Source organism: Shewanella sp. NKUCC05_KAH (assembly GCF_019345585.1).
Lineage (GTDB): Bacteria > Pseudomonadota > Gammaproteobacteria > Enterobacterales > Shewanellaceae > Shewanella > Shewanella oncorhynchi.
In genome coordinates this window covers 1-22,492 of record NZ_JAHKQZ010000022.1, presented here as the reverse complement: position 1 = coordinate 22,492, position 22,492 = coordinate 1, and the positions used below count along the sequence as shown (strand labels likewise).

19 protein-coding genes are annotated in these 22,492 nt (G+C 44.8%); 7 read left to right on the top strand and 12 right to left on the bottom strand.

Going from position 1 to position 22,492, the window contains the following annotated elements:
- Positions 1–64 precede the first annotated feature (64 nt).
- The 10 genes from KO533_RS18230 to ftsY all read right to left on the bottom strand — a co-directional run bounded on the left by KO533_RS18230 (position 65) and on the right by ftsY (position 11,958).
- A complete protein-coding gene (locus tag KO533_RS18230) occupies positions 65–745 on the bottom strand; it encodes a molecular chaperone (RefSeq protein ID WP_219255498.1) in 681 nt (226 codons plus the stop codon).
- Positions 746–764: 19 nt separating this feature from the next.
- Positions 765–2,096, bottom strand: coding sequence for a fimbrial protein (locus KO533_RS18225; RefSeq protein ID WP_219255496.1), 1,332 nt, complete (start codon positions 2,094–2,096; stop codon positions 765–767).
- Positions 2,097–2,106: 10 nt separating this feature from the next.
- Positions 2,107–4,695 (bottom strand): fimbria/pilus outer membrane usher protein, encoded by a 2,589-nt coding sequence (locus tag KO533_RS18220; RefSeq protein ID WP_251073494.1) that lies wholly within the window; start codon positions 4,693–4,695, stop codon positions 2,107–2,109.
- Positions 4,696–4,706: 11 nt separating this feature from the next.
- Entirely contained in the window at positions 4,707–5,453 is a 747-nt protein-coding gene (locus KO533_RS18215; RefSeq protein WP_219234944.1) for a molecular chaperone, read from the bottom strand.
- 68 nt (positions 5,454–5,521) lie between these two features.
- Positions 5,522–6,052, bottom strand: coding sequence for a fimbrial protein (locus tag KO533_RS18210; protein WP_131524791.1), 531 nt, complete (start codon positions 6,050–6,052; stop codon positions 5,522–5,524).
- Between the two features lie 698 nt (positions 6,053–6,750).
- Positions 6,751–7,131, bottom strand: a complete 381-nt coding sequence (locus tag KO533_RS18205; RefSeq protein ID WP_113940270.1) for a hypothetical protein — start codon at positions 7,129–7,131, stop codon at positions 6,751–6,753.
- 460 nt (positions 7,132–7,591) lie between these two features.
- Positions 7,592–8,449: an RNA polymerase sigma factor RpoH gene (rpoH, locus tag KO533_RS18200; RefSeq protein ID WP_006079635.1), complete on the bottom strand. Its 858-nt coding sequence runs from the start codon at positions 8,447–8,449 to the stop codon at positions 7,592–7,594.
- A 225-nt stretch (positions 8,450–8,674) separates the two neighbouring features.
- Positions 8,675–9,640, bottom strand: coding sequence for a permease-like cell division protein FtsX (ftsX, locus tag KO533_RS18195; RefSeq protein ID WP_113940269.1), 966 nt, complete (start codon positions 9,638–9,640; stop codon positions 8,675–8,677).
- On the bottom strand, positions 9,637–10,353 hold the full coding sequence (gene ftsE, locus KO533_RS18190; RefSeq protein WP_105250626.1) for a cell division ATP-binding protein FtsE: 717 nt from the start codon (positions 10,351–10,353) through the stop codon (positions 9,637–9,639). Before ftsE ends, ftsX begins: the two co-directional genes overlap by 4 nt.
- 3 nt (positions 10,354–10,356) lie before the next feature.
- Positions 10,357–11,958, bottom strand: a complete 1,602-nt coding sequence (gene ftsY / locus KO533_RS18185) for a signal recognition particle-docking protein FtsY (protein ID WP_173248196.1) — start codon at positions 11,956–11,958, stop codon at positions 10,357–10,359.
- A 213-nt stretch (positions 11,959–12,171) separates the two neighbouring features.
- Between ftsY and rsmD the strand changes: the two genes are divergently transcribed.
- Entirely contained in the window at positions 12,172–12,840 is a 669-nt protein-coding gene (gene rsmD, locus KO533_RS18180) for a 16S rRNA (guanine(966)-N(2))-methyltransferase RsmD (protein ID WP_219255494.1), read from the top strand.
- Positions 12,815–13,099: a DUF1145 domain-containing protein gene (locus KO533_RS18175; RefSeq protein ID WP_212599513.1), complete on the top strand. Its 285-nt coding sequence runs from the start codon at positions 12,815–12,817 to the stop codon at positions 13,097–13,099. Before rsmD ends, KO533_RS18175 begins: the two co-directional genes overlap by 26 nt.
- A gap of 73 nt (positions 13,100–13,172) precedes the next feature.
- Here KO533_RS18175 and KO533_RS18170 read toward each other — a convergent pair whose 3' ends face one another.
- The gene (locus tag KO533_RS18170; protein ID WP_105250630.1) at positions 13,173–13,736 is read right to left on the bottom strand and encodes a NapC/NirT family cytochrome c; all 564 of its coding nucleotides are present in this window, start codon (positions 13,734–13,736) and stop codon (positions 13,173–13,175) included.
- Positions 13,737–14,327: 591 nt separating this feature from the next.
- Between KO533_RS18170 and KO533_RS18165 the strand changes: the two genes are divergently transcribed.
- The 5 genes from KO533_RS18165 (at position 14,328) to KO533_RS18145 (ending at position 21,404) form a co-directional block, all read left to right on the top strand.
- The gene (locus tag KO533_RS18165) at positions 14,328–14,765 is read left to right on the top strand and encodes a hypothetical protein (RefSeq protein WP_168827238.1); all 438 of its coding nucleotides are present in this window, start codon (positions 14,328–14,330) and stop codon (positions 14,763–14,765) included.
- Between the two features lie 278 nt (positions 14,766–15,043).
- Positions 15,044–15,304 carry a heavy metal-binding domain-containing protein gene (locus KO533_RS18160; RefSeq protein WP_219255492.1) on the top strand — a complete coding sequence of 87 codons (261 nt, stop codon included), beginning with the start codon at positions 15,044–15,046 and terminating at the stop codon, positions 15,302–15,304.
- A gap of 21 nt (positions 15,305–15,325) precedes the next feature.
- Positions 15,326–16,870 carry an efflux RND transporter periplasmic adaptor subunit gene (locus tag KO533_RS18155; protein WP_219255490.1) on the top strand — a complete coding sequence of 515 codons (1,545 nt, stop codon included), beginning with the start codon at positions 15,326–15,328 and terminating at the stop codon, positions 16,868–16,870.
- Positions 16,871–16,879: 9 nt separating this feature from the next.
- Positions 16,880–20,020 (top strand): efflux RND transporter permease subunit, encoded by a 3,141-nt coding sequence (locus KO533_RS18150; protein ID WP_219255488.1) that lies wholly within the window; start codon positions 16,880–16,882, stop codon positions 20,018–20,020.
- A gap of 217 nt (positions 20,021–20,237) precedes the next feature.
- Positions 20,238–21,404, top strand: coding sequence for a ribonuclease T2 (locus KO533_RS18145; RefSeq protein ID WP_219255487.1), 1,167 nt, complete (start codon positions 20,238–20,240; stop codon positions 21,402–21,404).
- A gap of 76 nt (positions 21,405–21,480) precedes the next feature.
- Here the strand turns inward: KO533_RS18145 and KO533_RS18140 are convergent, their stop codons facing one another.
- Positions 21,481–22,254, bottom strand: coding sequence for a VOC family protein (locus tag KO533_RS18140; RefSeq protein ID WP_219255485.1), 774 nt, complete (start codon positions 22,252–22,254; stop codon positions 21,481–21,483).
- Positions 22,255–22,492: the final 238 nt, after the last annotated feature.

Below are 22,492 nucleotides of genomic sequence, written 5' to 3'. Positions count from 1 at the left end.
TAGCTTCAAGTCACGCTGTATAAATGCATATACATAAGGCCCTGTTGTAAACAGAGCCTTATGTTCAATTCACTGTCAAAGCAAGCGGCTGAGCATTCCCCTCATCGTCTATGTACTCGGCCTTTAGGATAAGCCCAAGCTGATCGATTAACTCGCTCTCAGTGATAGTCACAGTTTCTGCGGAGTAAGGGGCTAGCATTCCTTGAAAAATAGCATAATCCCTCCCTTTAAAACTCAAACTGAGGTTCTGATAGGTCACATAGTAAGGTGACTTATTCTCTATTGATAACATATTGTCTTTCAATATAAATGACTGCCACTTTGCTAAGTCTAAAACATCAATAGCGAGCTTATTGGGCCGCACAAAAACCTTCATTTGAGTACGTAAAGCGACAATCAACAGTTGCCCCTCAGTTTCATCAATATTTTTGGCGGGGGTGGGTGGAACTTCGTATACATTCAGCCAGTATAACTGTTCTTGTTTTTCAGGTTCCTGCTCCGCAATATTAAGCAGATTTATTTGCTTGCGCTCCTTTGGGGCAATTTGCAACAAGCCAGGATAGGGCAAAATTGGCGCATTTGCCGTTTCAGGGCCAGAGTCTGGATCGCCGTCATCCACCCACAGTTGCACCATCACAGGGTAGTCATTAATATTCACCAGTGACAACCCTTGCTCCCGATCGGAAGCCGCAAAAATAATTCGACTACGATCGGCGACTACGCCAGCCAGAGCGGTTTGCAACATTAGGAGCCATAAAACTAAACTACTGAACCCGAATAAGCACTTCCGCTTTTGCATAAAATTTTCCTGCCGTTGGACTCATTCCTGGCAACTTACCAAAAACAACTCTGTAATTATCCATATATTGATAACTCGTACCGACAATACCAGTCCGATTCCCCTGTAATGGCCGCCAACCATCTTTCCATGCATTATATTGTGAGTCTAAGCTGGTTCTATTATCAAAATTTAAAAAGGGTTGAATCACACCATCATTGCGTTGTAGCTTTACCCCCACACCATTAGCAACCGTATTAGTACCATAGCCGTTACTGACTAGATATGTCACAGCATCCTGAGTCGCAAACCCCAACTGTCTCGCTATCTGGTAATTATTACTCTCAATCTTAAAGGCGATAGCATTCGCATTAACTGCGGGGCCATTAATATTGGCTTTCTGTTGGCAACGATAATTAATCTGGATGTCAGCTTCTCGGGTAACGCCGCTGTTTAATTCCGCGATAGTCACAGTGGGGAACAACACATAAGGTGTGACATTCATTACCGCACAACCTCCAGCCCTTCGCGTATACAACTGTTGATATAAGCTGATATTCCCAGGCCAATTCGCATACCAGCCTGGATAATGACTAATATGGTCAACCCCTTCCGTAGGATAGGCAAGGCCAGGCCCACCAAAAGCAATATAAGCTGCAGGTTGATTATAACTGTATGCGATAGACTCAGTCACACCTCTGATATTGCCAATCTGGAACAGCTCTATCGTGACATCAGTAAAGTTTTTCGCCTTCACTAATATTCTTCCCTGAGCATCACGGTCTAACCCCCGCAGCGGTCGATATTGCCATAAGCGCGAAAAATACTGACCGGTGGCATTATTCTTAACCCTGAGCACAACATTTCGATGGTAAGTGGCATAACCTTTGTTAATACCATAAGCCACGCCATCTTCGTACATGCCGCCATAAGCATTATCTGCGTTTACTGAATAGATCTCATTTAGTAGGTGCTCATCCGCCGCATCGCAACGAAAAAGTACCTGATCAGGATCATACCCGCCAGTCTGTCCATAGGTACTGAAGGGCGCAACACTCGATCCCAATAACGTGCCATTGGGTTGAAAACTTTCATCGGTAACATTGATGATAGGCAGATTAAGTATGCCCCTATTAGCATCGTAACCACCAGACCATATAGCTGTTTTACCATACGCAGGTGCGACATAATAAAAATTTGCCGGATCTGTTGTAATCGTCGATATACGGTAGCAAGTCGCCATAGCTTGACCACTAACTAAAGTGGCAAACACAAAAGATACCACTGCCAACAGCCGACCTAGGTTGAACTCAATCATAGTTTTTATCTCAATTAACCCGCTCACATAGCGCAGGCATTCTTAATAAAGTGTTATCACGACTGCTTTCGAGGGTATAGTCAAAGTGACATTGCTGATCGGGTTTATTTCCCCAATTAACGGTCAACTGACCACTCGGTTTAGAAGCTCTGACATAAGCCATACCAGCCTGTCCAACCATGCCCAATACTAGGCCATCTTCGTCCACGACTTCGGCGCCAATAGGAATAACGCCGCCGTTGGCTTGCTGAGTCATGAAGACGACGGCTATCCCGTGTCTAGTCTCGAATTTCATCTTAACGATAGAGCCGGCATAGGGCGCAACTTGCTGTTGTGTATCGATAAGTTCTGTACTACTTAACATAGATCCCGTGTCAAGCGTGACACTATTTGTGCGATAAGGCGTCAAAGATGGGATAATTGCATATCCCAAGTCATCAATCTCAGCACCCCAATTATTGGTCACTTTTGCGCCAGAAGCTCCCTCAGCTTGAACAATCGCAAAAGTATCACTGAGGTTTTGGCTTAATGTTACGCCGCCAGAATGCACCACTGCCGCACCACTCAACCCAGCGCCAACCTGCTGATAAGTATCAGAAATCGAATAGTTACCCGATAAAGTCGCTTGGCTAAAACGCTTTTGCGTATTGACGCTGACACTTTCACTCGAACTATCCTGCCGCTGCAGTGAAGCATTCAGGCCATATGTCCAAGTATTATCATCGTCCACAGTGCCTGCGAGTCCTAGATTATACTGTTCATTACCCCTAGATGAGTGACTAAACCCACTGCTAAGCATGTTTGACTGGCGACTACCAAATGGAATGGACACGGTGAGACTCACGAGATCTTCCTTCACCCTATCAGAGGAATAACCGCTCATTTCAGTTAATCGCTGACCACCAAACCCATTCTGCAGCGGAACTTGACTGGTATATTGACGTGAAAAAGTGAGCCCTAGATTCACACGACCAATACCCACCGTATAACCGAACTGTAGTTGATCGTCATCATCGCGCCCATCACGGTATTGACGTTTAGAACCACTCAAATAAACAAAGCCAAAGTCATCTAAACTCTGATTCACACTTAAACTCATTTCAGACCGCTGACTGTAGGTCTCAGATTCAAAAATATTCCCACTCTCCAATGCCCTCCTCAAACCTAAAACATCATTCAACTCCCGAAATGACTCTGTAGAGTAGTGATATCCAGCAAGTGCCACTGATGTCCCCGAATCGAACGAATGGCTATAATTAAGTCCAACACGCCAGCCATTTTTCCACTCATTTAATGCTGAAGACTGAGAAATACGAGACATAGAATGTACTGCGGTTAACCCTAGAGCCCCCCATTCTGTACCTAATACAGTCCCTAGACTTAAAGCAAAATAATCATCTCCGACACGCCCACCGCTATTTAGCGTCAGCATATTACTCAAACCATATTCAGAAATTAAATCTACAAAGTACCCACCAGACTCTGCTTGATCTACTTCACCAAATGATAACCCGTACTGGAAACTTCCTTCACGCAACGAGCCAGGCACAGCACTGAATGGCACAGTAAAACTAGAGACCTTTCCATCGGCTTCACTAATTTCAACTAATAAATCCCCCTCATAGCTTGTGGGAAATAAGTCATTAATAACAAAAGGCCCCGCCGCTACTGTGGTTTGATAAATACTCACACCATTTTGCTTAATCACTACGCTGGCGGTTGAGTTAGCGAGTCCTCTGACGACAGGTGCATAACCACGCTGGGATTCTGGTAACATACGATTATCAGTCAGCAACTGTACGCCGGTAAAAGCTAAACTACCGAAAATATTTCCTCGAGTGTAGGCATCACCAAACAAGAGTTCGCTCTGCATATCCGGCAAGGCTCTGGTGATATAAGTTCTAATAGAATTAAAACTTTCTTGAGTATTTTGGCCAACATCGTTGTACTGATAACTCGATTGATTTCTCAGGCGCCATAATCCTAAATTGACACCTGAATTAAGGCCCGTATAAATGACACGCATATCGCTACCAGCACTGCGGCTATTAGTTTGATAGTAGTTACTGTTGTAACTGATAAATCCAGCATTTTCTCCCTCGCTCCAAGATGAAGGATCAACATAGCCACGCGGAATCTGCCGTAAATAAGCTTGTGGGATCGCAAGCCCTAATCTTAATTTCTCGGCATCAAATTGCGTCGATACCCCCTTGACCACAGTATCAGGGGCGGCACATTCAGCCTGCAATAATGCATCTTCGTTTATGTATATTGCAGTTACATTCGACTTGTTCCAGAAATTAAGGTCGAGACAAGGCACAACTCCTTGGGAGCCAACCTTAACAAAATTAATAATTTCCCTATTTAAGTAAGTACCATTTATATAGATATCAACTTGGTATTGACCTGGAATAGTTTCTGCAATCGAGTTAAAGCGAGAAAGATAACTATCGCCATAACCACCACCAAGTAATAGGCTGTCATCAAATGTGAAATCCTGTAAGTCATCGGCCCTCAACGATGAAGACATGCAAAAGATCACACCAATCAATAGCAGTAAAGAGTAAATTTGGCTCATCAAACGCATGGATTTTTTCATAACCAATCTTATCAATGATGTGCAGATGCAATAACATATTCACTTTTTACAAATCCGCCGTAATCATTTACTAAAGTGAATTCAATCGTCATTGGATATGTGATGACAAACTGCTTATTCTGAATGTCTATCAACTGATTAGACTTAGGTTCAAGCATAGTAATAGGGATGATTAGCTCTTGTTTTCCCGACTTAAGTTTTGCCTCAACAAAAGAGGCAAAAAAAGCCGCATTATTTTTCACATCAAGGTGAATTCCAGCATCAGCATACTGAACATCAAAGGCAATCTCTTTTGCCACATCATCTGGATTAGATTCAATCTCTACAGGCCGATAAAATATTTTCACTCTATTTTTGAGCATCACTAGCATCTGATTTTCACCAGCATTTTCTTTCGATAATGGAGGTATCTGTAGAAAATTAAGATAAAACACACTCTCACGGTCTTTTGGCAGCTCACCGCCGCTATAAATTAAGCGAATTAACTGCCCTCGCTTAGGCTCTATTCTAAAAATAGCGGGTAAGGCCAAAAATGGGCCATCAGCATACTCAGGTGCCGACTCTGGGTTATTAATATCAGTCCAGACCTGAACAACATTTGGAAAAGCATCGTTATTTGTTAACTGAACACTGCGCTCTTTAGCATCACTAGGATAAATGACTCGCGTATTGGTCATGACCACACTCGCATTAACTGAAAAACCGATCATGAGTAGAGTCAAAAATATTAAACGAAGAAGTAAGCTAGAAAAAATCATAGAAGCCCCAAAAAGCAGCAGCGCTCACCCATGGGCTGGGTGAGCGAATAATCATAATTTATCGTATATTAAAGATAAGAAACTGCATATTGGACAGAGCTAATCACACGACCTGCTGTTGCACTACCAGTTTCAGAAATATACTGCACAGCAAAATCATGGGAGGCAGAGTCTGCACCTGCAGCAACATTTAATCCATCAACAGCACTTCCTGCTGTTAAATTGATACTCGTTCCACCAACTGAATCAAGAAGCTGTAATGCTACATTTGTTGCCGTACCAGTATTGCCTAAGTTACCTGCGGTTGTGATATTGTTACCCAAAAATACGGTTTTAATAGGTAAAGCTTGCGTTGCATTGACAGTACAACCACTGACTGAAATGGTAAAAGGTGTTTCACCAGCAACTGAGCCTGCAGTGGCAAGTTGAGCCGTAGAAACTGTTGGTAGCAAGACACTGGGATTAGCCGCATTTCCGTTAATCGCCACTTCACAAGTTTGGTCCGATACTTCACCCAAAAAAGTAATAGTATTATTCGCTTGAACACTAGTACCAAACAATGCACCTAAAACTAAAATAGATAGCGTTAATTTTTTCATCAGACATCCTACTGTTGTTACTATATGGAAATATTAAGGTTATGGCTCATCGAAGCTGAGCACACAATAGCAACAACACTAACAATTACATATAGGACTAGACTTGCGATCTTGTAGGAAATTTCTGACAATAAATATACTAAAGATAAAAATTAAAAAGCGATTTCAAAAAATGAAATCGCCATTATTAATGGCAAAATTGTGAATCAATTATAATGAAGAGCAAGAATAACTTCATTCTCATTTTTTCGGCTAAAAACTAGATTATTAATTTGTTTGAACTGAGTTGATATAACAAGTATTTTGTCGCTATCTATAGAATTTGCATACACTTGGGGAGTTATAGTCTGAGAGATAAATTGATTGAGATTCTGGTCATAACAAGAAATGGTAGATAGATCGGAGTAGCAACTTGGTTCTGCTATCTCACCTTGAAAAGAAAGAGTTTTAAACTCAGTTTTTGCTATCACGTTACAGCTTATCACCGCGCTCAACATGACTGTAGTTACGCCGAATAACGATACCTTTAACATCTCATCACCCATTTCGATTTGTAGGACACCTCCTAACTATCGACCAAGAATGGATGTTCTGAAGTATATTTACTGGCAATAAATGTACTTATTAATAGATTAAAAATTTATAACTAACTAATCACACTTATCTAGCTTAAAACACTACTCATTCATATAAAAATGTCATGGCAAGAATAAGCATTTAAAAAAACAGTAGTCAGCACAGGTTTGGTTAAGATCAACCGCTATACTATTCTTCCACTGCGCATAGAAGATTGTTGATACATTACGGGGCAGCAACCATCGCACTTGACTATCGTCTTGAAAATAATGAATATTATTTTTTTTAAGCAGCTCAATTAAAACTCTCGTCTCAAATTGACATAGAATGACCTCAGCTCCCAATACATAACTAAGCTTTAAATCCTCGCGTTCAAAAGCGATGCCTTTGCAAACTAACCAAAACAAGCTCTGCTGACATACTTCGACGCCCCCATTGACACGAAATGCAGTACCCCAACCAGATTCTGATGAGAGGGCTAACTTAGTGATCATTGAGAACATAACTTCCCACCTTTGTAAGCATTAAAAAAACCGCATAATGAGTATCTATCGTAAATTGGCAGGCATCCCTTCTAACTTAAAAGCTTTCCTTGGTACATAATCCATCGCTACCCGACCAAATCTTCCGTGCTCAATATCCATATCAACTTTGCTTAAGGCGATACTCAAAATGCGGAGGAACAAACCGTTCGATAATAAGCATCGAAAATAACTTTCGAATTGAGGCTCAAAAGTTAGCGATATATTAACTATTTATAACGGCTCTAAATGTAGGATAAATCCGATGTCTCGTGGTGAAATCAGCCATAGTCGCGTACGTTTCAATACGATTGAGTTGTATATCTGTAGCGAAATTCACTTTAAATGGCGCGATTAAATCTATTCTTTCTCCCATAAAAAAAAACCTGCCGCAGCAGGTTTTTTTATGGCTAAGTTAAAATCACTTTACACGTGACGCAACTTAGGCTTCCATACAAGCTTTTAGCTTGTTCATGGCATTTTTCTCAAGTTGGCGAATACGTTCGGCCGACACTTGATAAGTCTCTGCAAGTTCTTGCAGTGTGGTTTTATCGTCATCTAACCAACGAGCGCGCAGAATATGCTGGCTACGTTCATCTAGGGTTTTGATGGCCGATAATAAACGACCTTGAGCATTCGATTCCCAGTTGTCGTTTTCAATATTTTCCGCTAAATCCGATGAATGATCTTCCAAATAATGGACGGGGGCAAAATCATGCTCCTCGTCTTGATCATTGGTTAAATCAAATGCCGGATCTTGCGCTGCCATACGTGATTCCATTTCGGTCACATCGGCCTTAGACACACCTAAATTTTCAGCCACCATAGTGACTTCTGCATCGCTGAACCAACCTAAGCGTTTTTTCGCTTTACGGATATTAAAGAACAACTTACGTTGTGCTTTAGTGGTCGCGACTTTAACAATGCGCCAGTTTTTCAGCACATATTCATGAATTTCAGCTTTGATCCAGTGCACAGCAAAAGACACTAGACGCACGCCAACATCGGGATCGAAGCGTTTAACCGCTTTCATCAAGCCTATGTTGCCTTCTTGGATCAGGTCTGCCTGTGGCAAACCATAGCCTGAATAGCCTTTAGCAACGTGCACTACAAAACGTAAGTGCGACATAATCAGTTGCTTCGCAGCTTGTAGATCACCAGTTTCCTGTAAACGCTTGGCTAACTCATACTCAGCCTCAGCGTCCAGCATGCTGATGCTAGTCACTGAATGGATATAAGCTTCTAGACTACTGGCGCCCTGTGGGACTGTCAGTGCCATTGATTGCGTTTGAAAGGTCATTCGCTCTCCTACATTTATCAGACTACTTAACGAGTGCATTCTTAGGTTCAACAACAAAATACCCTAAGAATAAGCTCACGAACTATCGGCTAATTGACAGAGTATGTCAACCTCAGCTCGTTTGCAGATACCCTTTTTACCTCGCTGAAGTAGACATTGCAAGTGAACAAAAGTTCATTACTCAGCATTTTTTTCGTCACTTTTTTTAGTTTAATCGACTGATTATTATGAAGGTTCAATCGACCGTAAATGCTGGCGTACAGACAAATACGAACCTAACCAACCTAAAAATGAGGCAAGTCCAACCAATTGCAGCAGTTCAATAAAAGTGAGTGATTTCATTTCAAGCTGACTACCATACAAGCCTAAAAGTTCGGCAAGGGCGGAATCGAGATACCACACTAATAAGTTGATGATAAGCCAAGCCAATATGCCGCCAATGACTCCGTACCAAATCCCTGTGTAGAGAAATGGGCGCTGGATAAAAGCTTCAGTTGCTCCGACTAGCTTCATCACTTCAATTTCGCTGCGCCGATTCATAATCGCTAAGCGAATCGTATTACCTATCACTAAGACCACGGCCAGCACGAGTAACGCGGCAATCGCCATCACAGTACGTTCGAGTAGACGCACTACCGCCTGTAACCGTTCTAACCATTCGATATCTAAACGGCCAAAGCTAATCTCAGGCTCGCGCTCTAGTTTAGTTAAGAGTTCACGGGCGCCCACTGGTGTTGAGTAACGCGGCGTAGGCGTAACGGTAATGACCGCGGGCAAAGGATTTTTATCTAAATAGGCCAAGGCCTCACCAAACCCAGATAAGCGTTGAAATTCTTCTAGCGCTTGATTTTTATCAATATATTGCACTTTATCCACTTCGGGATATGTCCGAATGCGCGTCAGCAGACTCTGAATCGTTTGTTCACTACGATTATCGTCGATAAACAAGGAGATCTCTGCCGCGCTGTTCCAGGAACTGGTAATGGTCTCGGCATTTTTAACTAACACTTGCAATGCTGCAGGCAAACTTAGGCTCACACCTAAGACAGCCATGGTCATCACAGAGGATATTGGGTTGCGCCAGAGCTCTCCCATGCTCGCCATTGCTTGCTGCGCATGGCGAATAAAAAACATCACAATCCGACCAGACAGAGGCAGCTTGCTGCGAGTTAATTTTGCGCTATCGCTCATTGCCCTTCACCTCTATTCGTCGGTGCACTGCGAGTGTGCACATTAGGATGCAACTCTTGTGCACCTAACATACGGCCCTGTTTGAGGGTAAAAGTGCGATATTTCATTCGTGCGATAAGACCTAAATCATGGGTGGCGATTAATACGCTGGTTCCCGCATCATTAAAGGTTTCAAACAGACGCAAAATATCCATAGATAATTTAGGATCTAAGTTACCCGTAGGCTCATCGGCGAGCAGTAAGGGCGGCTTGTTCACTATCGCACGGGCAATGCCAACACGTTGCTGCTCACCGCCGGACAACATAATCGGGTTATGCCGCTCCTTGCCATATAAACCCACCATGTCGAGGGCACCCGCAACACGCTTACGGATTTCACCGTGTGAGAATCCCTCAATCACCAGTGGTAAAGCCACATTGTCGAACACACTTCGGTCCATCAATAGATGATGGTTCTGGAAAATCATCCCGATATTGCGGCGCAAATAAGGTACATGTTTAGGGCTGACTTTGGCGATATCGTGACCGTTAATCGCGACGCGCCCCGTTGTTGCCCGCTCGATTACCGTGATTAATTTCAACAGCGTACTTTTACCCGCCCCCGAGTGGCCGGTTAAAAATGCCATTTCACCTTGCTGTAGATGAAAATTCACATCCTCCAGCGCCATTTGGCCGCCAGGATAAATCTTACTGACCTGCTGAAAATCAATCATAAATTAGCTATCCGCTTTTTCTTGAGTGAACAAGGCATCGATAAATTCTTTCGAATTGAAGGTACGCAAATCGTCAATTTGCTCACCCACACCTATGTAACGGATCGGAATATTAAACTTATCAGCAATCGCAAAGACCACGCCGCCCTTAGCCGTTCCATCTAACTTACTGATGGTAATACCCGTTACACCTACGGCTTCCTGGAATAATTGTGCTTGGCTAATCGCGTTTTGCCCTGTGCTCGCATCTAATGTCAGCATGACCTCATGTGGCGTATCTGGGTCGAGTTTCTTCATCACTCGCACGACTTTCTTCAATTCTTCCATCAAGTGCGCTTTATTCTGTAAACGACCAGCAGTGTCGGCAATTAATACATCCACTTTACGCGCCTTGGCCGCTTGTAAAGCATCGAACAACACAGAGGCACTATCAGCACCTGTATGCTGGGCAATCACTGTAATATCATTACGTTGACCCCAAACCTGTAGCTGCTCAACCGCTGCAGCACGGAAGGTATCACCCGCGGCTAACATGACTGACTTACCTTGGCTCTGATATTGTTTGGCCAATTTACCAATAGTGGTAGTTTTACCCACGCCATTAACGCCAACCATTAAGATAACAAATGGGCCATTAGCATTGTCTGGTACTAACGGGATAGCGACGGGATCGAGTGTTTTTTGCAACTCATCCCGCAGCAATTCATATAAAGCTTCGGCATCTTTAAGCTGCTTACGTGAGGCATGCTCTGTCAAATTCTTGATTAATCGCGTAGTGGTTTCGACACCAACGTCGGCGATTAATAATTGTTCTTCGAGTTCTTCAAACAGATCGTCATCGATTTTCTTGCCGCGAAATAGGCCGATAAAACCACTGCCAATATTCTCGCTGGTACGCATTAAGCCACGTTTCAGGCGAGCAAAGAGCCCTTCCTTAACGGGTCTAGCCTGCGGCTCAGGTTGCAATTCAGCAACTGCTACAACAGCTTGCTCAGTTTCAGCTTGTTGCTGGACTAAAGCCTCTGCTTGCTCACGTACTAGTGCTTCGCCAGCGAGTTGTTCTGCCGCTAAGGCTTCAGCGGCATTCTGTTCGGCGGCCAAGCGGGCAAGTTCCGCTGCGAGTAATTCTGCTTCTAACTGAGCGGCAACTACACGCGCCGCCTCTGCTTGAGCTAATTGCTCTGCGGCGGCTTGCTCAACCGCTAACTGCTGTGCTGCCAATTGTTCTGCGATGCGTTGTTCTGCTTCTAACTGTGCTTCGGCTAACTTCTCTGCAGCATGCTTTTCTGCACTAAGTTGTTCTGCAGCCAAACGTGTCGCTTCAGCTTGCTGATTAGCAAAATGCAACGATTCAATTCGGGCATGCTCAAGGGCGAATTGCTCGGCTTCGGCTTTTGCCTGTGTTTGTTCGGCCGCTAACTGTTCTGCTGCCTGTTTTTCAGCATGAGCTTCGGCCTCGATGACCCCTTGTGTCTCTACTTGTTCCTGCGCGACACGCTGTGCTGCATCACTATCTTGTGTTGGAGTAACAACTGGCGTTTCAGCGACGACCTCATCTTGTGACTTATCTTTACGAAACCAAGAGAAAAAACCTTTCTTTGCCATGTGTGATTCCAGCGCTCTACTTCAGTATTGAATTTTGAATAAGACCCTGATGTTATACCAGATTGCCTCGGCAATTACGCCCAAAAAGTCGGCAATTAGCTAAGCTCAGTTAGCCTTCTCACCTTTTAGTGAGACTTTGATATAAAATAGCGGCCTTTATTAAGGTGGCACAGTCTACCACTTTCTTTCTTCAGGCAAAATCACGGGGGCACTTTGGTTAATCATCGAACGGTCAAAAATAATGTGACCAAGGGTCAAACAGCCAAAAATAAACCCGGCAGTGGACAAGTGCGGATCATCGCAGGCCAATGGCGCTCGCGTCGTCTACCTATCCAAGATCTCGAAGGTTTACGCCCAACGACAGACAGGGTTCGCGAAACACTCTTTAACTGGCTGGCTAATAATTTAGTCAATGCACGTGTACTCGACTGTTTTGGCGGTAGCGGCGCTTTAGCTCTCGAAGCCTTGTCCCGCTATGCCAGTTTCGCCAAAATTATTGAGTTGCAACGCGGCGCAGCCATGCAATTAAAGGAAAATCTGCAAACCCTTAAATGCGATAAGGCCGAAGTGCTCAATGCTGATACGTTAGTGGTACTGCAAAGGGGCTGCGAGCAAGGTTTCGATGTGGTGTTTATCGATCCACCCTTTCGTAAGGGATTGGCAGAAAAGACGATTCAACTGCTCGATACTCAAGGTTGGCTCAATGATGGTGCGCTGATTTATGTCGAAATCGAGTCTGAATTGACGCAACTTGCTATCCCTTCTCGCTGGCACGCCTTAAAAGAAAAGAATGCAGGGCAAGTGAGCTACCGTTTATATCAATATCACTCAGAAACCACTGTTGAGCCCATCGAAGATGAAAACCATGCCCTTATTAATTAACTTAGGTAAAGCCATCACTCTGATTGCATGGTTGATGATGGCCTACAACTTAGTCATCCCCTTTGAAGGCAATGTGGCGATTACTTTAAATATCCTGTTTGCCATTACCTGCATGATGCATTGCTTCCAAGTCGCGATTTTCCACATGCTGTTTAAGACCTTGCTGCCATTAACGAAACAAGATTATCTACAAGTGTTTATCTTCGGAATTTTCAGCCTGTTAGCTTATCGGCAACGGGTGATGATTCAAGCGAATTAACCGAGCACACAGCACACAGACAGCAAAAAGCCCTCTATTGAGGGCTTTTTAATGGTCAACTAGACGCTAAACCTTATCCTTTTGGATATGGGTGTGCTACGCCTTTATGGCAGTCAACACAGGTCTTTCTCGCGTCAGGTTCTTTCTTGAAGTTATTTGAGTGCATTCTTACAGCCATTTTACTCATAGTTTCTGGCTGATTCTCGTAAATACGAGTGTGGCAATGCTGACAGTTAGCAGAATCGTTCGCACGGAAATAGTTCAGCGCTTTATCCGCTTGTTCTTTACGATTTTCATCTAACCAAGCTTGAGTGTTAAAGCCATCAATTGTCATGAAACCATATAAATCTTTAGATACGATGATTTTTTTGATCAAATAATCGACTGGACCATGGGGTAAGTGACAGTCTTGACACTGAACCGTAATCCCCGCTTTGCCGCCGCCATGGGCAGAAGCCAACACTTCATCCTTCAGCGAATGATTGCTATGGCAAGACATACAGAACTCATCTGTACTGGTCGCGTGTAATGTTTGTTGAGTGGTAAAGTACCCCACAACACCCACTACAATACCGACGACCAGTAGCGCCAGGATTGAATATTTCGCGCTAGGTTTAAATAGTGCACGCCAGTTCATCACTCTATCTCCAAAATTGTCAAAATTAGTTTTTATAAGACTAGTTTATGCTCTTTCATTTATTAGAAATTTGATTTTAAGCCGAAATTTGCTGATTAAATTAACCTTAAAAGCGCAAAATGAGACTTAGCTCTAACTATTTGGACGTCATTTGGTAAAAACCGCTAGCTGAACTGTGATGCACTTTAACTAAAGCTAATGCAATCACCCGATAATCGCAAGTTACCGATTTTTTATAGTTAGGTTTTCCCTTGATAATTCATAACTAGAAAATCATTTTCTAGAAAACAGAAATGTGATCACGCCAATGTTTGTTGCACCTTAAGAGTGAAGCAGAAATAAATGGTAAAACGCAGGTAAGCCGAATAATACTGTTCGAAATGAAACTTTCTACGATCAATTTGAGTCTCTTAAAATACGCAGTCATATTCATGATTAGCCCGTTGAAGACAAAACTGCGAGTCAGAAATTCTATTTGCTAATTTAGATTAATTAGATATTTAAATTGAGGCGTTAACTGAAGTGTGAGTTAAATCATTACAGCTAAACATCGCTATGCTAGAATCGAGCCGTTCATCATTTGGAAGACTTATGCATCACACACTCGGTCGTTATTTTTTAGTCATATTCACTCTACTCGCACTCGTCGGGCAAAGTGTCGTGTCTAATGGTCACGCCATGGTGCCACACACTATGGATATGAGTGCGATGAATCATGAGGTTTCCTCCCAAATGCACCACGCTACAATGATGCAGATGGACACGGAGAACAGTTCTGACTCACATTCAATGGCCAACGCGGATTGCTGCAACGATAAAATGCTTCCCGGCGCGAAACAGCATTGCTGTGATGGCACCACATCATGTTCAAATGATTGTGGTCATTGTTTGACGATTTCAGTCGCTGGCACTCTATTCAGCCCACACCTCTGGCCAAGTGTGAGCATGAGTGATACTGCAATGGCCACTCCTATGCCTCATTTCCACTCTATCTCTTTGTCCTCGGCCTTTAAACCACCGATAGCCTAGCCCTACTTTGTGCTTATTGGGCAAATCTGCCCTTAAAAGAAGCCAAACGACCAAGCTAAAACGACAATGCTGTTAGCCCTAAGCTAATGCCCTATTTAGCCGTTTATTGTGGTGCCTTATCATTAAATCGTGCACCCGAGTCTAGCAAAACGTTGATTACTGAGCCGAATGCCAAATTGTGGCATCAATCCGTCTATCGAAGCGAACCGCTTTGATCCACTGTGCTCACTGACGTTTATGCGCTCGTATTCGGCCGTTAATCCGATGGAGTGAATAATATGAAAACACTAACTAATCTCGCCTTAATCGCATTCTTGCTGACCAGCACAAGCGTGTTTGCGACGGCCGCGCCACACGCACATCAACACGACAATGCCAATCCACAGGAACAAGCCCATACCCATGTTTGCCCTATGCACCCTGAAGTGACTGGCAGCAAAGAGGATACTTGCTCTCAATGTGGTATGAACTTAGAGCAAAAGGCAATAGAAGCAAAACCAGCTGAAGGTGCGGCAAAAAACGCCCACAAACACCACTAAGCTAGGCTGGAGATGAGGCATATGAATTCATTTAAAACCGTAAAAAAGCAGACCCCTAAAGCCGTACTCCTCTTGAGTAGCTTACTCTTAGGTACGCCTTGGTTGAGCCATGCCCAACTTGCGAGCACACAAGAGCCCGTGGCAACCGAAGCTGCAGTAAATTCTGCAACAGCGCCTAAGAGTAATCCGTTAAATCAAGTAAAAACCTACACTTGCCCCATGCATCCCGAAGTGCTCAGCCATGAGCCTGGTCGCTGCCCTAAGTGCAATATGTTTTTAGTTGAAAAGGAAGGTACCGATACCAATTCAGCAGATCCACATGCTGAACATCAACATACAGATCACTTAGCGACAGAACATGCGCACACCTCGACCACGAAAGCGGCAAGCCAAGTGTTCGACACACCAACCCCTAAGGCTAACAATCTTGTTAAAAAAACCAGCGAAGAAACAACAACTAAATACATTTGCCCTATGCATGCCCACATCATCAGCGATGTACCCGGTACATGCCCTATCTGTGGTATGAATTTAGAAAAAGTCGAAACGGGTGGTAACACTCACGAAATCAATATCAATGTTTCCGGCAGCATGCAGCAAGCGCTAGCCATAAAAGTCGCTAAAGTTGAGCGCGATACGCTATGGAAATTTGTCGAGACCGTTGGACAAGTGGATTACGATGAAAGCCAAATAACGCATATCCATGCTCGAGTAACGGGTTGGGTTGAAAAACTAATGGTTAAGTCCATGGGAGACACAGTCAAAAAAGGGCAGCTACTCTATGAAATCTATTCACCGGATTTAGTCAATGCTCAGGATGATTATTTACTCGCCTTAGATACCGCCAAAACAGCAGGCAATCAGAGATATCAGGATCTTGTTCGTAGAGCAGGCTTAAGACTGTCATTTTTAGGATTTACCGAGCAACAAATCAAGCAATTAGCCGACTCGCGCCAAACCCAATATCGGGTACCCTTTTATGCACAACAGGATGGTGTAGTCGAAACACTGTCTATCCGCGATGGTATGTATATTGAGCCATCCACCGAAGTGATGTCGTTAGTCGATCTCTCTAAGGTATGGGTCATAGCCGATGTGTTTGAAAATGAACAAAGCTGGATAGTCAAAGGCCAACAGGCTGAAGTGGCTGTGCCCGCCATGAACTTAAGCGGGATAAAAGGCACTATAGATTATATCTATCCGGAACTTGATCCTGTCACGCGTAGCTTGCGAGTGCGTGTTGTGCTCAATAACACCCATGTTTCCCTTAGACCTAAAACCCTCGCCAAGGTCTCGCTTTTTGGCGGCCCCAATAAAGACACGCTAGTAATCCCACAGGAAGCCTTAATCCAAACGGGTAAAGAGAATCGCGTGATAGTCAAACAAGACGACAATAGTTTTGCCGCTAAAGTCGTGACCGTCGGCATGATGAGTCAAGGTAAGGCAGAAATTGTCTCGGGCTTAACCGAAGGCGAGCGCGTGGTGATCTCAGGGCAATTTTTACTCGACTCCGAGGCCAGTCTCAAGGGCAGCTTAATGCGTTTAAGCAGCGGTCATCAGCACTAGGAGCGCGTTATGTTGAAATATATTATCGAGGCGTCAATCAGGCAGCGATTGATGGTGCTGATTATCGCCATCATGATCACTGTTTGGGGCGTACAAGAGCTGCGCAAAACGCCGCTTGATGCGCTGCCGGATTTATCCGACGTACAAGTGATCATTAAAACCCCTTACCCGGGTCAAGCGCCAAAATTGGTTGAAGAACAAGTGACTTACCCTTTATCTACCGCCATGTTAGCTGTACCCGGCGCCAAAACGGTACGCGGCTATTCCATGTTCGGCGATTCTTATGTCTATGTGATTTTTGAAGATGGCACAGATATCTACTGGGCGCGCTCGCGGGTGCTGGAATACTTAAGTCAGATCAGCAGTCGATTGCCGCAGGGCGTACAACCGTCCCTTGGCCCCGATGCCTCAGGTGTGGGTTGGGTATTTGAATATGCGCTGGTCGATCGCTCCGGCAGTTTAGATTTATCACAGCTCAAGAGTCTGCAGGATTGGTATCTCAAGCTTGAATTACAAAGCGTTGCAGGCGTGTCTGAAGTCGCCACCGTCGGTGGCATGGAGCAGACCTATCAGATCGTACTCGAACCCGACAAAATGGCGATCTATAAACTGGATATCGCCAGCATTAAAGATGCGATAGAAAAATCTAATAGCGAAGCGGGTGGCTCGGTCATCGAAATGGCTGAAGCCGAGTATATGGTGCGCGCCAAAGGCTATCGTCAAACCCTTGAGGATTTCCGCGAAATTCCCCTTGGTATCACCAGCCCTTCTGGTACAGGTTTATTACTGAAAGATGTTGCTACCGTGCGCAAAGGCCCTGCCTCACGCCGCGGTATAGCCGAACTTGACGGCGAAGGTGAAGTCGTAGGCGGCATTATTGTGATGCGTTACGGCGAAAATGCTTTATCTACGATTGATGCCGTAAAAGCTAAACTTGAAGAACTGAAAGCAGGTTTACCCGATGGTGTAGAAATCATCCCCACCTATGACAGATCCCAATTAATCCTTAATTCCGTTGATAATTTATTCAGCAAGGTCGTCGAAGAAATGCTAGTAGTAGGGTTGGTCTGCCTGCTGTTTTTACTGCACGCACGCTCAACCTTAGTCGCCATCATTACCCTGCCGCTTTCAATCCTGATTGCCTTTATCGTAATGAATAAGATGGGGGTGAATGCCAACATTATGAGTCTTGGGGGTATCGCGATTGCCATAGGCGCAGTGGTGGACGGCGCAATTGTGATGATTGAAAACCTGCACAAACATTTGGAACAGTTTCACACAGAACACAACCGAGAACCCGATACTAAAGAACATTGGCGAATCGTCACCGAAGCGTCGATTGAAGTCGGCCCTGCGTTATTTTTCTCATTGATTATTATCACCTTAAGCTTTGTGCCTGTGTTCGCACTCGAAGCGCAGGAAGGCCGTTTATTTGCACCGCTGGCCTATACCAAATCCTTTGCTATGGCCGCTTCCGCATTATTAGCAATCACATTAGTGCCAGTCTTAATGGGCTATTTTATTCGGGGAAAAATTCCGAGTGAGCATAAAAATCCCATCAGTCGCGTGCTGATCGCTTTATATAAGCCCTCGCTTAATCTGGTACTTAGGTTTCCTAAAATCACCCTAGGATTAGCATTGATTGCCTTAGTCAGCGCTTGGTATCCGATGACGCGCATGGGCAGTGAGTTTATGCCCGAGTTAGAAGAAGGCGATTTACTCTACATGCCAACCGCGTTACCAGGACTCAGTGCGGGCAAAGCCGCCGAAGTGTTACAGCAAACCGATCGTTTGATCAAAACCGTCCCCGAAGTCGCCCGCGTATTTGGTAAGGTGGGCCGCGCCGAGACTGCGACCGATCCCGCACCGTTAACTATGCTCGAAACCACCATCATGCTTAAACCCCATGAAGAATGGCGCGAGGGCATGACCTTAGATGGCATCATCGCTCAACTGCAACAAACGGTGAAAGTGCCAGGTATCACCAATGCTTGGGTGCAACCCATCAAAACCCGTATCGATATGCTCTCGACGGGAATAAAAACCCCCGTTGGCATCAAGATCACCGGAGCCGATGTGAATGAGCTGCAAAGTCTAGGGGCAGAAATAGAGGCCATCCTCAGTAGAGTGCCACACACTAAGTCGGCCTATGCCGAACGCAGTGGCGGTGGGCGTTATATCGATATCACCCCCAAACTCGATGTGGCCGCACGTTACGGTATGTCATTGCAGGATATTCAAGATGTAGTGCGTTACGCCATTGGCGGTATGGATATTGGTGAATCGGTACAAGGGGCTGAGCGTTATCCCATCAACCTACGTTATCCCCGTGAGCTACGCGATAATATTGAGAAGCTACGCGAACTCCCTGTGATCACTAAATCGGGAAATTATCTACCACTGCGAAATTTAGCGGATATCGAAATAACCGATGGCGCACCTATGCTCACCAGTGAAAATGGTCGCTTAATCTCTTGGGTGTTTATCGATATTGAAGGCACGTCTATCGGCGAATACATTACTACCGCAAAGCAAGCATTAACTACCGAACTTAAAGTGCCCCCGCGCTACAGCTATACCTTCGCAGGACAGTACGAGTATATGCAGCGAGTCGATGCAAAACTGAAGCAAGTGATCCCTATGGCCTTAGGTGTGATATTCATCCTGTTGATGATGACATTTGGCTCTACTTTGCAGGCGAGTATTATCATGCTCAGCCTCCCATTCGCGCTGGTCGGCAGCACTTGGCTATTGTATCTACTGGATTACAACATCTCAGTCGCCGTCGCAGTCGGTATGATTGCTTTGGCGGGCGTTGCCGCGGAGTTTGGGGTAATCATGCTGATTTACCTTAATAATGCCATTAAGCACAGGCAAGAGAAGAATAACTACCATACAGTTACCGATCTCAAAGAAGCTTTAATTGAAGGTGCTGTTATGCGTATTCGCCCCAAAGCCATGACAGTAGCAACCATCTTCTTCGGCCTACTCCCCATTATGTGGGGTGCAGGATCGGGTAACGATGTGATGCAAAAAATTGCCGCACCTATGGTCGGTGGTATGGTTACTGCCCCATTATTGTCACTGTTTGTACTACCCGCACTTTATTTACTGATTTACTCGCGTAAATTAAAGAAAAATGCGGCGTAATTGAGTTTACGGCGCTAAAACACCGATAAAATCCCCTCAACCCATTGACATTTGAGGGGATTTTTTCATTCAATCAGATTAAAAATCTAATTTTGCAACAGTGCCATACACCACTCTGAGTAAAATAAGCCTCTAAGTTTATAGCGCTTATGTGTACCATTGACTCAGTGCCACGCAGAATTGACTCAATTCACTGCCGCAGGAAGGATCCCATCACATGACCAAGTCATTTTGTTTAACCATCAGCCAGATATGGCCGCAAGCACTTTCCCTTAAAACCCCATCACGCGCATTACTTGCCGCATTCGGTTTATGCTCTGCGCTCATCATTACAGCACCCACCTTTGCCGCACCCGCAACCGGTGAATTCGTTGCCGACAAACGCTGTGAGCTATTTCAATCGAAAAATAAGCAGACGAATCCAGATCAATGGCAGAGCAATATTGGTGAGCGCTACCCTGTACTTGAAATCCTCGGCAATAGCGCTAAACCTGATTGGCTAAGAGTGCGCACCAATGCGGTGAAGTCTCCCATGCGTTGGATCAGCGGCGATTGTGGTCAATATCTATCTAATGTTGCTGGCAGTAATTTATCAACACCTGCAACGGCGGCGGAACCGGCGCAAACAACCACGGCATCGGACATCAAAGCAAAAAGCCGAGATAGCCTTAAAGAGCATGGTACCCCAGAGAAACGCCAAGGGAATCAATGTCAAATCGGTGGCGAATTCGATGCTAACGTGCTCGCATTAAGCTGGCAAAGCACCTTTTGTGAACTCTATGGCCGCCGTAAAGCCGAATGCCGCGCCCTCAGCCAAACGCCAGAATCGAGCCAATGGCAACACTTCAGCCTGCACGGACTGTGGCCGAATAAACAACAATGCGGCACGCGATATGGCTATTGCAGCACAGTCAAACTGCAACCGAATGATTTCTGTACTTATCCAGAGTTTGAACTGAATCCATCGGTGCGCAAAAATTTAGAAGAAGTCATGCCAAGCGCCCAATATGGCACCTGTTTAGAACGCCACGAATGGTGGAAACACGGCACTTGCCGTAACCAAGACCCTAACGAGTACTTTTTATTGGCAACCCAGCTGACCCAAGCGGTCAATGCCTCGGCATGGGTACAAAAATTTATTCATGACAACATAGGTAAGAGTGTCAGTAAAAGTGAGTTAAACCAAAGTTTTGATGGCAGCTTCGGTCAAGGCGCTCACACTAAAATGAGTCTAGAATGTGGCAAGGGATTACTGAGTGAAATCCGCATTAACTTGCCCGAAGTCATTAAAACTTCTGACTCCTTACCTAGCCTATTCGCCAAAGCCAATAAGGCCTCAAAAGGCTCTTGCCCTGAAACAATCATGATTGATAACGCTAATTAAACAAATAGTTAGACAAATAAAAACGGCGATTTAGCGTCGCCGTTTTTAACCTTAATGACAGCACTTAATATGGCAATCACATCTGATTAAGCTTGATCACCGCAAAGGTAGCGCCTTGGGCGTCAGCAATGACAGAAAATCGTCCTACATCAGGGATATCACTAGGCGGAATGCACACTTGCGCACCTAAGATTTGGGCTTTCTCAGCAAACGCATCGCAATCGGCTACTGCAAAATAAAGCAACCAGTGGGGAGAAATATCGCCCCATTCAGGCATTATCGTCATCATACCGCCGATGGATTGACCATCAAGCTGCCATTCTGAGTATTCAATGTCTGGCATGTCACTTGGCATGTTGGTCCAAGGGAAGATTTTGCAGTAAAAGGCTTCTTCAGTGCGCGGCTCTTTGCAAGCCAGCTCAACCCAGCAAAGGGTATTGAGTTCACCCTGACGGCGAGCACCTATGTGGTTCTTCGCTTGCCATAAGGCAAAGCGTGCGCCTTGTGGATCGCTGACCTGCGCCATCACGCCCGCATCACCCACAATATGCGGCCCCATGTGCACTTGGCCGCCCGCCGCTTGAATCGCTGCAATGCTGGCATCCATATCATCGACGGCAAAGTAGATACGCCAGTGGCTGGGGATATGTGCTTCCGACTCAGGGATTTGATACATGGCGCCTAAGTCATCTCCCGCTAAATTAAATAGCGAAAAGTGACCTTCAGGGATCGGCATTTCGACCGAGTTCCAACCAAATAACGCTTGGTAAAATGCTGTAGCCCCCTGCCAATCATGGCTTGCAAGTTCAACCCAACATGCATGTCCTTGTGCGTACTGAGTCATTTTCATTATCGGCTCCTTTGTTTTAACAATCATTCGAGTTAAGCCTGAGTTTGTATTTCTGTCCAGTATTCAGGTTAAAAAGATCTGTAAGACAAAACTCAACCGCTAAAGACAAAAAAGCCCTCACATGGAGTAATGCCGATCAGTTAAGACAGATCGCTTGACGATCTCGCTGAAAAGATCAAAATCCGATGACCTCATGTCATCGGATTTTTTTATGCAACTCTCAGAAGCACTCGCCCGT

Bases quoted from the DNA above. Each gene is read 5' to 3' on its own strand.
- KO533_RS18230 (WP_219255498.1), bottom strand. From the start codon at position 745: ATGTTGCAAACCGCTCTGGCTGGCGTAGTCGCCGATCGTAGTCGAATT.
- KO533_RS18225 (WP_219255496.1), bottom strand. From the start codon at position 2,096: ATGATTGAGTTCAACCTAGGTCGGCTGTTGGCAGTGGTATCTTTTGTG.
- KO533_RS18220 (WP_251073494.1), bottom strand. From the start codon at position 4,695: ATGAAAAAATCCATGCGTTTGATGAGCCAAATTTACTCTTTACTGCTA.
- KO533_RS18215 (WP_219234944.1), bottom strand. From the start codon at position 5,453: ATGATTTTTTCTAGCTTACTTCTTCGTTTAATATTTTTGACTCTACTC.
- KO533_RS18210 (WP_131524791.1), bottom strand. From the start codon at position 6,052: ATGAAAAAATTAACGCTATCTATTTTAGTTTTAGGTGCATTGTTTGGT.
- KO533_RS18205 (WP_113940270.1), bottom strand. From the start codon at position 7,131: ATGTTCTCAATGATCACTAAGTTAGCCCTCTCATCAGAATCTGGTTGG.
- rpoH (WP_006079635.1), bottom strand. From the start codon at position 8,449: ATGACCTTTCAAACGCAATCAATGGCACTGACAGTCCCACAGGGCGCC.
- ftsX (WP_113940269.1), bottom strand. From the start codon at position 9,640: ATGAGCGATAGCGCAAAATTAACTCGCAGCAAGCTGCCTCTGTCTGGT.
- ftsE (WP_105250626.1), bottom strand. From the start codon at position 10,353: ATGATTGATTTTCAGCAGGTCAGTAAGATTTATCCTGGCGGCCAAATG.
- ftsY (WP_173248196.1), bottom strand. From the start codon at position 11,958: ATGGCAAAGAAAGGTTTTTTCTCTTGGTTTCGTAAAGATAAGTCACAA.
- KO533_RS18175 (WP_212599513.1), top strand. From the start codon at position 12,815: ATGAAAACCATGCCCTTATTAATTAACTTAGGTAAAGCCATCACTCTG.
- KO533_RS18170 (WP_105250630.1), bottom strand. From the start codon at position 13,736: ATGAACTGGCGTGCACTATTTAAACCTAGCGCGAAATATTCAATCCTG.
- KO533_RS18165 (WP_168827238.1), top strand. From the start codon at position 14,328: ATGCATCACACACTCGGTCGTTATTTTTTAGTCATATTCACTCTACTC.
- KO533_RS18160 (WP_219255492.1), top strand. From the start codon at position 15,044: ATGAAAACACTAACTAATCTCGCCTTAATCGCATTCTTGCTGACCAGC.
- KO533_RS18155 (WP_219255490.1), top strand. From the start codon at position 15,326: ATGAATTCATTTAAAACCGTAAAAAAGCAGACCCCTAAAGCCGTACTC.
- KO533_RS18150 (WP_219255488.1), top strand. From the start codon at position 16,880: ATGTTGAAATATATTATCGAGGCGTCAATCAGGCAGCGATTGATGGTG.
- KO533_RS18145 (WP_219255487.1), top strand. From the start codon at position 20,238: ATGACCAAGTCATTTTGTTTAACCATCAGCCAGATATGGCCGCAAGCA.
- KO533_RS18140 (WP_219255485.1), bottom strand. From the start codon at position 22,254: ATGAAAATGACTCAGTACGCACAAGGACATGCATGTTGGGTTGAACTT.